Genomic DNA, 12,839 nt, shown 5'->3' on the forward strand with positions numbered 1-12,839 from the left:
TTTTTCTGATTTCATCTGGCGTGTTAATTGCTAACTTGCTCAGATGAAGTTGGAAATTTGACGGAACCGGGCATGACAGTCGATACCGAGTGGCTAGTGGATTTCTTCCGCCGTCAGGCGCGCCTGGGCTTTGAGGAGGGCGACTACACCCGCACGCGCAACAGCTGCCGTGAGGTGCTGCAGTATGTCCCCGGGGATGTGGAGTCCTTGTCATTGCTTGGCGAGGCCGCCTTGGCCAGCCGCGATAGCGTGACGGCCCAGCGTACTTTCGATCAGCTGCTCGAGCTCGAGCCGGAGAATGCCGAGCATGCGATGAAGCTGGGCCAGGCCTGCCTGCAGACCCAGGACTGGCCGGTCGCCGTAGCCGCCTTCAAGCAGGTGCAGCTATTGCAGCCCGATCATACGGGCGCCGCCGAGGCTCTGACGCTGCTGACCCAGCTGCAGGAACGTCTGAATATTCTCGACCAGCTGCCAGCCGCCCAGCCGGGGCGTAACGACCCTTGCCCCTGCGGCAGCGGCCTCAAGTACAAGAAGTGCTGCCTGGAGAAAAGCTCGCAGCATCTGATTGCGCAGCATCTTGAGCAGGCTTTTGCCGCCGAGCAGTGGGCGCAGGTAGTGTCGCTGGCCGATGAGTTGCAGGGCTCCTCCGTGGCTCTGCGCCGTGCCATTGCGTTGGCGCGCTATCAGTTGAGTCAGCGCGAGCTGGCTTACCCGCTGGTGCAGGTGGCCTACCGCGAGAGTCCGGCCGATCTAGAGCTGCGCGCCGCGTTGGCCGATCTGGAGCTGGATCACAATGTTGCAGTCGCCCAGTCGCATGCCGAAGCGGTGCTGGCGGTAGATCACGGCCAGTGGCGGGCCAGCCTGGTGCTGGCCGCCGTGCATGCACGGCGGGGCCACCCTGAGCAGTCCGAGGCGGCGCTGCGCGAATTGCTGCGGCATAACCCCGACTGTTCTCTGGCCTGGCAGCGCCTGAGTCATTTCCTGCGCAAGTCCCAGCGTCTGGAGGACGACCTGCAGGCCATGCAGGAATGGACTGAGCGCTGCCCGCAGACTGCCGATGCCTGGTGCCACCGCGGTATGTCGGCGGTGATGACGGCGCGCTTTGCCGATGGCCGGCAGTATCTGGAGCAGGCGCTGCAGATTGAGCCGGAGCACTACGAGGCGCTGTGCTGGCTGGGGCAGTCCTACCAGAGCGAGCAGGATCCGCATACCGCACTTCAGTATTTGTCCCGTGGCTTGCAGATCAAGCCGGATTACCAGCCGGGCTGGAACATGCTCGGCGGGGTCTACCAGTCGGTGGGCCGCCAGCATGAGTCCGAAGGCTGTTTCATGCGTGCCCTGGCGATTTCCCCGACCCAGCCGCTGGCTTGGAACAACCTGGCCAACATCTACCTGGACGGGCAATTGCTGGGCGAGGCGGAGCGGGTCATGCAGGTTGCCCTGGAGCTGAATCCGAACTCACCAAGCTTGTGGAACAACCTGGGCAATATCCTGAGTGCCGCCAAGCGCCTCAAGGAGGCGTTGGTGGCCTTCCGCAAGTGCGTCGAGCTGGATCCCAGTTACGACCCGGTACTGGTCAACCTGGCCGGGGTGGAGTCGCATTTCGGCAACCTAGATCGCTCGATCGAGCTGCTGCGTGACGCCATCGAGGTGCCGGGGGCGACCACCAATCTGCTGTTCTTCGCCAACTATCATGCGGATTGGAGCGGGGAGCAGGTGTTCTCGCTGTACAAGGAGGTCACCGCGCGTTACCCGGCCCGGCAGTATTTCCAGTACGACAACCCGCGTACCAGCAATCGCCGCCTGCGCATTGGCTACATGTCGCCGGACTTCCGCAACCATGTCTGTGCGATCTTCATCGAGCCGCTGCTGAGCCGGCATGATCACCAGCAGTTCGAAGTTTTCGCCTATTCCCTGGTGCGTCGCGAAGACACGGTCACCGAGCGCTTTATCGGTCATGTCGATCACTGGCGGCATTGCGTAGGCCTCAGCGACCAGGCGATTGCCGAGCAGATTCGCGCCGATGGTATTGATGTGTTGATCGATCTGGCCGGCCATACCGGCAGCAGTCGTCTGCAGGTGTTTGCCCTCAAGCCGGCGCCGGTACAGGTCAGTTGGTGGATGGGCTTTGCCTTCGGTACCGGCCTCAAGCAGGTGGACTATTTCCTGGCCGACGAGCAGATGCTGCCGGCTGGTTGTGAGTCGTCCTTTGCCGAGCAGCTCTGGCGCATGCCGGCTCCGGCGGTGGCCTATGTGCCGCCGCAGCACATGGTGGCCGAGGTGGGTGAGCTACCGGCGCTGCGCAATGGCTATGTCACCTTCGGCAGCCTGACGCGCCCGGTGCGCCTCAATCACAAGGTCATTCGGGTCTGGTCCGAGCTGCTCCGGCGCGTGCCCGATTCTCGCCTGATGCTCGATAGCAGCTCCTTCAATGACGCGAGCCTGCAACAGCACTATCTGGATCTGTTTGCCGAGCAGGGCATCGACCCTGAGCGCATCGTGCTGGGCTTCACCTCTCCGGCAACCGCCGCCCTGGCGCAGATGGACATCGCCCTGGATTGCTTCCCACATAACTCAGGTACCACCCTCTACGAGAGCCTTTACATGGGCCTGCCGGTAGTGAGCCTGCGCGACCGGCCGTCCATGGGCCGGGTTGGCGCGCTGATCCTGCACGGCGCAGGCCGTGATGAGTGGATCGCCGATACAGAAGCGGAATATCTCGATAAGCTGGTGGCACTGGCTGGCGATCTGCCAGCGCTGGCAGGCATTCGCGCCGGCCTGCGCGCTGAAATGCTGGCGTCCAAGCTCTGCGATGCCGAGGACTTCACCCGCAGAATGGAACAGACCTACCGGCAGATGTGGCAACGCTACTGCGAACAAGGAGAACAACAATGAAAGCAGTGATCCTGGCCGGTGGCCTGGGCACCCGCATCAGCGAGGAATCGCACCTCAAGCCCAAGCCAATGATCGAGATCGGCGGCAAGCCGATCCTCTGGCACATCATGAAGCAGTACTCGGCCCACGGCATTCAGGACTTCGTTATCTGCCTGGGCTACAAGGGCTATGCGATCAAGGACTTCTTCGCCAACTACTTCCTGCACACCTCCGATGTCACCTTCGACATGCGCAGCAACCAGATGGAAGTGCACCAGAACTACAGCGAGCCGTGGCGCGTGACCCTGGTCGATACCGGGGAAGACACCATGACCGGTGGACGCTTGCGTAGAGTTGGACGCTTCCTCGAAGAGGACGAAGCCTTCTGCTTCACCTACGGCGACGGCGTATCCGACCTGAACATCGCGGCCCTGGTGGCCTTTCATAAACAGCACGGCAAGCACGCCACCGTCACTGCAGTGCAGCCGCCGGGCCGCTACGGCGCCCTGGCCCGCGAAGGTGACCAGGTCACCGGCTTCGTCGAGAAGCCGCGCGGCGACGGCGGCTGGATCAATGGCGGCTTCTTCGTCCTGTCGCCCAAGGTGCTGCCCTATATAGCCGAGGACTCCACTACCTGGGAGGCCGAGCCGTTGGGTCAGCTGGCCAGTGAAGGGCAGTTGATGGCCTTCCAGCACGAAGGTTTCTGGCACCCGATGGACACCCTGCGCGACAAGAACTACCTGGAACAGCTGTGGCAGAGCGGAGAGGCACCTTGGAAACAGTGGAGCTGAGCCGCGAGTTCTGGCGCGGCAAGCGCGTCCTGCTGACCGGCCATACCGGCTTCAAGGGCGGCTGGCTGGCGCTCTGGCTGCAGAGCTGGGGCGCTGAGGTCACCGGCTTTGCTCTCGACCCGTCCACCGATCCCAGCCTGTTCGAGCTGGCGCGGGTGGGCGAGGGCATCGACAGCCGCATCGGCGACCTGCGCGATCTGCCGGCTCTGCTGAGCCTGGTGGCCGAGGTTAAGCCGGAGATCGTCCTGCACCTGGCGGCCCAGCCGCTGGTGCGCGAGGGCTACCGCGACCCGCTGGGCACCTACGCCAGCAACGTGATGGGCACCCTGCACCTGCTCGAGGCCGTGCGTCAGGCCGGCGGCGTGAAGGCCTGCGTGGTGGTGACCACTGACAAGGTCTACGCCAACCACGAATGGGCCTGGCCGTACCGGGAGAGCGAGCCACTCGGTGGCCACGATCCCTACAGCAGCAGCAAGGCCTGCTGTGAGCTGGTGGCGCAGTCCTTCGCGTCTTCCTATTTCCCCGTTTCGCGCTATGCCGAACATGGCCTGGCCCTGGCCACGGCGCGCGCCGGCAATGTGTTGGGCGGCGGTGATTTCTCCGCCGATCGCCTGGTGCCGGACGTACTGGCTGCCTGGACGCGCGGCGAGCCGGTGACCCTGCGCTATCCGCAGGCTGTGCGCCCCTGGCAGCATGCCCTGGAGCCGTTGGCCGGCTACCTGCAACTGGCCCAGGGCCTCTATGAGCAGGGCGCGGCCGTAGCCGGCGCCTGGAACTTCGGCCCGGCCGACGGCGATACCTGCAATGTCGGCGAGGTGGTGGCGCGCCTGGCCGCACGCTGGCCGCAGGCGCCGGGGCTGAAGATCGAACCGAGCGAATTGCACGAGGCGGGCCTGCTGCGCCTGGACAGCAGCCGGGCGCGCCAGCTGCTCGGCTGGCAGCCGCGTTGGGCGCTGGATGACTGCCTGCAGCAGACCCTCGACTGGCATCTGGCCTGGCAGCGCGGCGACGACATGCGCGCCATGACTCTGGCGCAGCTGGCCGGCTACTGGGGGCAGGCATGAGCGAGCTGCAGCTGCTCGAGCTGCCGCTGCCTGGTCTGTTCGTTCTGCAGCACCGCGTGCATCAGGACGAGCGCGGGCGTTTCGCCCGCCTGTACTGTGAGGGCAGCCTGGAGGCGTTCGGCCAACCTTTCTATGTACGCCAGATCAACCAGTCGCTGACCCGTGAGCGCGGCACCGTGCGCGGCCTGCATTTCCAGTATCCGCCGCATGCCGAGAGCAAGCTGATCAGCTGCCTGCGCGGTGTGGTCTGGGACGTAGCGGTGGACGTTCGGCAAGGCTCGCCGACCTTCCTGCACTGGCACGCCGAGCGCCTGGAGGCTGGTGACGGCCGTAGCCTGCTGTTACCGCCGGGCTTCGCCCATGGTTTCCAGGCGTTGAGCGACGATGCTGAACTGCTTTACCTGCACAGCGCCGATTACACCCCGGGGCATGAGGGCGGCTTGTCCGTCAGTGACCCGCGCCTGGCCATCGACTGGCCGCTGCCATTCAAGAGCCTGTCGGCCCGCGATGCCGGCCATCCGCTGCTGGATGAGAGTTTCCAAGGAGTACGTCTATGAACTGCCGTGGCTGCGGTGCCCATCTGCATCTGCCGTTGATCGACCTGGGTACGGCGCCGCCGTCCAACGCCTATGTCAGCGCCGCGCAACTCGACCAGGCGGAGCAGTGGGTGCCGCTGCGGGTGCAGGTGTGCGATGCCTGCTGGCTGGTGCAGACCGAGGACTATCGCGCTGCCGACAGCCTGTTCGACGCCGACTATGCCTACTTCAGCTCTTTCTCCAGCAGTTGGCTGGCCCATGCCGAGCGTTATGTGGCGAGCATGACTGAGCGCTTCGGCCTGAACGCGCAGAGCCGGGTGGTGGAAATCGCCGCCAACGACGGATATCTGCTGCAGTACGTGGCCAAGCGCGGTATTGCCTGCTTAGGGATAGAGCCGACCGCCAGCACGGCGCGAGCGGCGCGGGAGAAGGGCCTGGAAATCCGCGAGCTGTTCTTCGGTGAGGCCGTCGGTCGCCAGCTGGCGGAAGAGGGCTGGAGCGCCGACCTGATGGCGGCCAACAACGTGCTGGCCCATGTGCCGGACATCAACGACTTCCTCAAGGGCTTCGCCGCGCTGCTCAAGCCGACCGGCGTAGCCACCTTCGAGTTTCCCCATCTGCTGCGGCTGATGGCCGAACACCAGTTCGACACCCTCTACCACGAGCACTATTCCTACCTGTCGCTGACCGCCGTGCAAACGCTCTGCGCACGTAATGGCCTGGCTGTGTTCGACGTCGAGGAGCTACCGACCCATGGCGGATCGCTGCGGGTCTTCGTGCAGCGCGCCGAGGGAGCACGCCAAGCTACTGCCGCCGTCGGCGAGCTGCTGGCGCGCGAGGAGGCGAGCGGAGTGAAGACCGCCGCCTACTACGCCAGCCTGGCGCCGGCTGCCGAACGCATCAAGCATGAGCTGCTGCGCTTCCTGCTCAAGGCCAAGGCCGAAGGCAAGAAGGTGGTGGGCTACGGCGCAGCGGCCAAGGGCAACACCCTGCTCAACTACGCTGGGGTGCGTGGCGACCTGCTGGCCTGGGTGGCCGATGCCAACCCGCACAAGCAGGGCAAGTTCCTGCCGGGCAGCCGCATTCCCATAGTCGAGCCGGCGCGCATTGCTGCCGAGCAGCCCGACTATGTATTGGTGCTGCCGTGGAACCTGCTGAGTGAGGTGATGGAGCAGCAGGCGGCGGTCAAATCCTGGGGCGGCCAGTTCGTGGTGGCTGTGCCCGAGCTGCGGTGCCTCTGATGACGCGAGTGCTGGTCACCGGAGCCAGCGGCTTCGTCGGTCGCCAGGTGGTCGAGCAACTGCTGCAGGTGGGGCATGAGGTGCATGCTGCCTGCGGGCATCAGGTGCTGGACGGCCCCGTCGTGCATCAGCTGGATCTGCTTGAGCCTGGAGCGGCCGCCGCGCTGGTCACCAAGGTGCGTCCGCAGCGCCTGCTGCACCTGGCCTGGTGTGCCAAGCCTGGGGTGTACTGGACATCGCCGGAGAATATCGCCTGGGTGCGGGCGAGCCTGGAGCTGCTGGAGGCTTTTCAGCGTCACGAAGGCGAGCAGGCGGTGCTGGTTGGCAGCTGTGCCGAATATGACTGGAGCGGTGAGGGCGTCTGCCACGAAGAGCAGACCCCCTTGCTGCCGGCCACGCCCTATGGTCGCTGCAAGAATGCCACCCGTGAGCTGGCTGCGTTGTTCGGCCAGCTGCATGGCATGCCGATCGCCTGGGCGCGGATCTTCCATGCCTATGGCCCCTTCGAGGCACCGGGGCGCCTGGTGCCGGCGGTGCTGGGCGCCTTGCTCAAGGGCGAGCCGGCGCGCTGTTCCCATGGCGAGCAGCTGCGCGACCTGCTGCACGTGGCCGATGTCGCCGCCGCGCTGGTGCAGCTGATGAACGTAAGCGCCGCTGGCGCCTTCAATATTGGCGGCGGCCAGCCGATACGCCTGCGCGAGGTCATCGAGTACCTGGCCAGGCAGCTGGACGCAGAACACCTGCTGCAATTCGGGGCCATCCCGGTTGCGGCCAACGATCCGCCGCTGCTGATCGCCGACAACCAGCGTCTGCTGGCAACCGGCTGGCGGCCGCGGTTCGATCTATACAGTGGTCTGGATGATGCCCTCGCCTGGTGGCGAGGGCGAATTTGATACTCGGAAAGGAGCAGGACGTGAAACTGACAGTCGATACCGATAACAAGAAGCTGATCCTGGAAGAGGGCGGTGCCGTCCGCGAGCTGGATCTGTACACCGACCAGTCCTTCGAGATTCTGTCCCAGCAGTGGGTCAACCTCGGCTGGAACCAGAAATACCCCTACACCTTCTCCTGGATGGGCCGCCCGGTGATCCAGCTGCCGGAAGACATGATCCGCATCCAGGAAGTGATCTACAGCGTCAAGCCGGACGTGATAGTCGAGACCGGCGTCGCCCACGGCGGCTCCCTCATCTATTACGCCAGCCTGTTCAAGGCCATGGGCAAGGGCCGGGTGATCGGCGTGGACATCGAGATCCGCCCGCACAACCGCAAGGCCATCGAGGAGCACGAGCTGTTCAGCTACCTGACCCTGATCGAGGGCAGTTCGGTGGCTGACGAGGTGGTGGCTCAGGTCAAGTCGCTGATCAAGCCCGGCGAGACTGTGCTGGTGATCCTCGACTCCAACCATACCTATGCCCATGTGGCAGAAGAGCTGCGCCTGTACTCGCCGCTGGTGACCAAGGGCTCCTATATCGTCTCCACTGACGGGGTGATGAAGGAGGTCAAGGATGTGCCGCGGGCCGGCAAGGACTGGGCTACCGACAACCCGTCCAACGCTGCCATCGACTTCGCCAAGGCCAATCCGCAGTTCGTTATCGAGCAGCCGGCCTGGCCGTTCAACGAGAGCACCCTGAGCCAGAACATCACCCACTGGCCGGATGCCTGGCTCAAGCGCATCTGAAATGTGCTGAATTTGACGCGCTAGAGGGTGGTGGCGCGTCAAATTCATCGAGCTTTCCCTGTTTTATGCTGTTTCTGATGCGTAAGTGACTGTTTCCAAAGCGATAAAAAAAATCGAATTTCCTTGCTAAAGCCGCCTAAAGTTGCTCCCGGTAGCGCCGATAAGATTACCGAATGCGAACTTTATGGGGCGTCTGAGCAAAGCAGGCCCGAAGCTCGCAAGCTCAGACAAACTTAGTAGCACGGTCCTTTGGAGGCACTCACCATGGCCCTGACAGTCAACACAAACGTTGCCTCGCTGAACACTCAGCGCAACCTGAACACTTCTTCTTCCAGCCTGAACACTTCCCTGCAGCGCCTGTCCACCGGCTACCGCATCAACAGCGCCAAGGACGACGCCGCAGGTCTGCAGATCTCCAACCGTCTGACCAGCCAGATCAACGGTCTGAACGTTGCCACCCGCAACGCCAACGACGGTATCTCCCTGGCGCAGACCGCTGAAGGCGCGCTGCAACAGTCGACCGGCATCCTGCAGCGTATGCGTGACCTGGCCCTGCAATCGGCCAACGGCTCCAACGGTGCCAGCGAACGTGCCGCTCTGCAGGACGAAGTGTCCCAGCTGCAACAAGAACTGAACCGTATCGCCGACACCACCAGCTTCGGCGGTCGTAAGATCCTCGACGGTACCTTCGGTTCGCAGAGCTTCCAGGTCGGTGCCAACGCCTTCGAAACCATCAGTGTTTCCGTGGGTGCGGCCTCTGCTTCGCGCATCGGCGCCAGCCGTTTCAACAGCACCGTAGCTGCCGGTACTGACTCGCAGGCTGGTATTGCTGCCTCCGTGGTCACCGGTTACGCCGAAGTAACTTCCACCGACGTAGGCTATGCCTCTTCGCCGGCCACCACCGACGGCCTGACCCTGAAAGGCAAGCTGGGCACCGCTTCCGTGGCCCTGACCGACGGTACTTCCGCTCGTGAGCTGGCTGCCGCGGTGAACAATGTCTCCGGCTCCACCGGTGTGACTGCCGATGCCCGTACCGTGGCACGCCTGCAGGCCAACGGTGGTGGTCAGTTCACCAACACCGAGACTGCCGGCACCATCAGCTTCACCCTCTACGGCTCCAACAATGCTTCGTCGGACGATGGTGTTGCCATCACCGCCACCATGACCGACTGGAGCGACATGTCCGGCCTGGCCGATGCCGTCAACAAGGAAACCGGCCGCACCGGTATCAGCGCCAAGGTACTTAACGACGGTACTCTGGAACTGACCAGCGAGAACGGCGACGACATCGGTATCACCGAGTTCACCGCTTCTGCCGATGATGGTGCGGGTACTATTACCACCGTCGCTGCTGAGCTGCAGAGCATGGCCTTCAACGGTGACAACGGCATCGCCGATACCGAAGACGCCAGCGACACCGTCGGTGCTGTAGCTGCCCTGACTGGTGACGGTACCGATGGTGCGGTGAGCGTGGGCCAAGTGCGCTTCGAGTCGCCGGATGCCTTCGAAGTGGAGAACTTCGACACCATCGACGGTGGCAACCAGCCTGCCAGTGTGTACAGCGCCCTGGAAGCTGTGGATACCGTCGACATCGGTACCGCCATCGGTGCACAGAACGCTCTGGGCATCATCAGTGCCGCGATCTCCAACATCGACAGCCAGCGCGCCCAGCTCGGTGCTGTGCAGAACCGCTTTGACAACACCATTGCGAACCTGCAGAACATCTCCGAGAACGCCTCTGCTGCCCGTAGCCGGATCCGCGACACCGACTTCGCTGCTGAAACTTCGGAACTGACCAAAAACCAGATCCTGCAGCAAGCCGGTACCGCCATCCTGGCCCAGGCCAACCAACTGCCGCAGGCTGTACTCAGCCTGCTGCAGTAAGGGCAAACGCGCTAGACTGCGGGGGGAAGGGCTCAGCTCTTCTCCCCGCTACCTCATTGTGAGGAGAATTGTATGGACGTCGGCTCAATCAAGAATTCGCTGAATCTCGGCCTTACCCCGGTTCGCCCTGGTTCGACAGAGGCTGCTCCCCAGCAGGCTGCTGGTGTGGCAGGCGCGGTAAGTGCAAGTGAGGAGCGGGCGACGCAGGCCGCTGCGGAGAATCCGGAAGATATCTCCCGTGAGCAGGTCGAAAGTGCGGTATCCACGATCCAAGAGTTTGTGCAGTCGGTACGGCGCAACATCAACTTTTCCCTGGAAGATGGCTCCGGGCGTGTGGTGGTCAAGGTCACCGACGCCAGCTCCGGTGACGTCATCCGGCAGATCCCTTCCGAAGAGGCGCTGCAGCTTGCAGAAAGCCTGGAGGAGGTGAGGAGTCTGCTGTTCAAGGCCGAAGCCTGACGCAGTGCGTTGGCACGGCTTTTGACTGTTAAGCACTCACAAGGTGTTGATAGTCATATTTTTGGCGAGGTGAGACATGGCTGGAATACTGGGCGTCGGTTCGGGTATCGACAGCATCGATAGCATCGTTTCAGCGTTGGTCAGTGCCGAGAAGGCACCTAAGACCCAGCAGCTGGATCGTCTCGAAAAAACCACCACCTCGCGCTTTTCGGCACTGGGTACCCTCAAGGGGGCTCTGAGTGCTCTGCAGACCTCCGTGCAGGGGCTGAACAAAAGCTCGCTCTTCGAGGGGCGTACGGTTTCTTCCAGCAGTTCCAGTGTGCTGACTGCCAAAGCCAGCAGCACGGTGGCGGCTGGCAAGTACAGCGTGCAGGTGCAGCAACTGGCGACAACCAGCAAGGTCGCCCTGCAGTCCGTGGCCTCCAGCAGCACGAGCAAATTCAATAGCGGCACCCTGACCATTTCCGCCGGTTCGGCCAGCTTCGATGTGGACGTCACCGCCAGCAACAATACCCTGACGGGCCTGCGTGACAGCATCAACACCGCGGGCAAGTCGGCAGGCATCAGTGCCACCATCGTCAGTGACGCCTCGGGTTCGCGACTGGTGCTCTCCTCCAGTAAGGCTGGGGACGGCAACGATATTAAAGTGACTGCCACCGAAGATGGTGTGACCACCGGAACCGTGGCGCTGACCACCCAGGCTTTCACACCGTCCTACAACCTCCAGCTGCCGAGTTTTGCTGCAGGCTCCACCGCCACCTTCAAGGCTGGCGATCTGTCCATTACCTCCGGCTCCACCAACCTTAGCGTGGTGGTGGGCGATGGTTACACCATGGAGAACGTGCGCGATGCCATCAATCTGGCGGGCGCAGGGCAGGGGGTTTCGGCGGTCATCGAAACCGACTCTTCCGGCGCCGCCTCGCTGAAGATCAGCTCCACCAGCGGTTCCGATCTGAGTGTCAGTGCCACCTCGACGGGTGGCAGCACTGGCAGCAATGATCTGACGGCTCTCAATCCGGCCAGCGGTGCGACTGTCCAGGTCTCCGGGCCGAACTCCACGACCGGTGCTGGCGGCCTGATCAACAAGGCGCAGTCGGCGATCCTGTATGTCGATGGCCTGGAAGTGATCAGTGACAGCAACTCGGTCACCACCGCCATCGACGGGGTTACCCTCAACCTGGCCAGTGCCCAGACCGCATCCGATATCGCCGCGGGCAAGACCGTGGATATCACCATCGGCATGGACAAGGCATCGGTCAAAAGCAATATCCAGAAGTTCGTCGATGCCTATAACACCCTGATGTCCACTGCCTCCCAGCTCACCGCTGTGGTGTCGGTTGGCGAGGACGAGGCGCCAGTGGCTGGCGCCCTGGTGGGGGATCCGACTGTGCGCGGTCTGGTTTCCGGCCTGCGTAGCGAGCTGGTGAAAATGACCGGCACGGACGGGATTGGTGCCCTGGCCTCGTTGGGCGTGACCACCCAGAAAGACGGCACCCTCAAGATCGATGACACCAAGCTGACTACGGCGCTGGATAACAATTACGACCAGGTTGCCGAGTATTTTGCTGGCGATGACGGCCTGATGACGCGGCTGGACAGCAACCTCAACAACTACCTCAAGTCTGGCGGTATTTTCGATCAGCGCACTACGTCCCTGCAGAGCACCTTGTCGGATATCGACGACCAGCGCGAGGCGCTGGATCTGCGGATCGAAAAGGTTCAGGAGCGTCTGGTGGCCCAGTACACGGCAATGGATCAGTTGGTTGCCCAATTGCAGAAAACCAGCGAAAGCCTGACGAGCCAGCTGGCCAGTCTGCCAGGCTTCGTGAAGCAGAGTTCTTAAGCCATGAGCAAGAAACCGATCGACACCTACAAACAGGTCAAGACCAGTCAGGACGTATCGTCCTATCGCGCTGTGCAGATGCTGCTCGATGGCGCCATCGAGCGTGTGCTGTTGGCACGCCAGGCGCTGGCGGAAGGCAATACCGAGATTCGTGGCATGGCTGTGGGTACGACCATCACCATTCTCGGCGTGCTGCAGTCCAGCCTGGACAAGCAGCTCGGCGGCGAAATCGCAGAAAACCTCGATGCCCTGTACGACTACATGACCCGCCGCCTGGCCGGTGTCGCCCTCGACAGCACGCCGCGCAGCCTCGATGAAGTGCACAAGCTGCTGCTGCAGATCAAGTCTGGTTGGGATGCCATTGGCCCCGAAGTAGAGCCCGCTGCTGTCGCCGAATAAAGCGTAGTGGGAGCGGTTTTTTTGTTCTCGTCACCCTGTTGATCGCTAAAGCTGGCCGACACATTGCCGA

11 protein-coding genes are annotated in these 12,839 nt (G+C 62.9%); all 11 read left to right on the top strand.

Annotated elements, in window-relative coordinates; genetic code table 11:
* Positions 1–72: 72 nt before the first annotated feature.
* The 11 genes from A9179_RS09135 to fliS all read left to right on the top strand — a co-directional run bounded on the left by A9179_RS09135 (position 73) and on the right by fliS (position 12,769).
* Positions 73–2,895 carry an O-linked N-acetylglucosamine transferase family protein gene (locus A9179_RS09135; protein WP_187805505.1) on the top strand — a complete coding sequence of 941 codons (2,823 nt, stop codon included), beginning with the start codon at positions 73–75 and terminating at the stop codon, positions 2,893–2,895.
* The gene (gene rfbF / locus A9179_RS09140; RefSeq protein WP_187805506.1) at positions 2,892–3,665 is read left to right on the top strand and encodes a glucose-1-phosphate cytidylyltransferase; all 774 of its coding nucleotides are present in this window, start codon (positions 2,892–2,894) and stop codon (positions 3,663–3,665) included. Before A9179_RS09135 ends, rfbF begins: the two co-directional genes overlap by 4 nt.
* On the top strand, positions 3,656–4,729 hold the full coding sequence (rfbG, locus tag A9179_RS09145; RefSeq protein WP_394354756.1) for a CDP-glucose 4,6-dehydratase: 1,074 nt from the start codon (positions 3,656–3,658) through the stop codon (positions 4,727–4,729). Before rfbF ends, rfbG begins: the two co-directional genes overlap by 10 nt.
* Positions 4,726–5,286 carry a dTDP-4-dehydrorhamnose 3,5-epimerase family protein gene (locus A9179_RS09150; protein WP_187805508.1) on the top strand — a complete coding sequence of 187 codons (561 nt, stop codon included), beginning with the start codon at positions 4,726–4,728 and terminating at the stop codon, positions 5,284–5,286. Before rfbG ends, A9179_RS09150 begins: the two co-directional genes overlap by 4 nt.
* Positions 5,283–6,506, top strand: a complete 1,224-nt coding sequence (locus tag A9179_RS09155) for a class I SAM-dependent methyltransferase (RefSeq protein WP_187805509.1) — start codon at positions 5,283–5,285, stop codon at positions 6,504–6,506. Before A9179_RS09150 ends, A9179_RS09155 begins: the two co-directional genes overlap by 4 nt.
* The gene (locus A9179_RS09160; protein WP_187805510.1) at positions 6,506–7,399 is read left to right on the top strand and encodes an NAD-dependent epimerase/dehydratase family protein; all 894 of its coding nucleotides are present in this window, start codon (positions 6,506–6,508) and stop codon (positions 7,397–7,399) included. The genes A9179_RS09155 and A9179_RS09160 overlap by 1 nt, the downstream gene beginning before the upstream one ends.
* 20 nt (positions 7,400–7,419) lie before the next feature.
* Positions 7,420–8,184, top strand: a complete 765-nt coding sequence (locus tag A9179_RS09165; RefSeq protein WP_187805511.1) for a cephalosporin hydroxylase family protein — start codon at positions 7,420–7,422, stop codon at positions 8,182–8,184.
* Between the two features lie 264 nt (positions 8,185–8,448).
* Entirely contained in the window at positions 8,449–10,068 is a 1,620-nt protein-coding gene (locus A9179_RS23170; protein ID WP_187805512.1) for a flagellin N-terminal helical domain-containing protein, read from the top strand.
* 72 nt (positions 10,069–10,140) lie between these two features.
* The gene (locus A9179_RS09175; protein ID WP_187805513.1) at positions 10,141–10,527 is read left to right on the top strand and encodes a flagellar protein FlaG; all 387 of its coding nucleotides are present in this window, start codon (positions 10,141–10,143) and stop codon (positions 10,525–10,527) included.
* Between the two features lie 76 nt (positions 10,528–10,603).
* The gene (gene fliD, locus A9179_RS09180; protein WP_187805514.1) at positions 10,604–12,370 is read left to right on the top strand and encodes a flagellar filament capping protein FliD; all 1,767 of its coding nucleotides are present in this window, start codon (positions 10,604–10,606) and stop codon (positions 12,368–12,370) included.
* Between the two features lie 3 nt (positions 12,371–12,373).
* Complete coding sequence (gene fliS / locus A9179_RS09185; RefSeq protein ID WP_187805515.1) at positions 12,374–12,769, top strand: flagellar export chaperone FliS; 396 nt, start codon at positions 12,374–12,376, stop codon at positions 12,767–12,769.
* The last annotated feature ends 70 nt before the right edge of the window (positions 12,770–12,839 follow it).

The sequence above is a fragment of the Pseudomonas alcaligenes genome (assembly GCF_014490745.1).
GTDB lineage: Bacteria > Pseudomonadota > Gammaproteobacteria > Pseudomonadales > Pseudomonadaceae > Aquipseudomonas > Aquipseudomonas alcaligenes_C.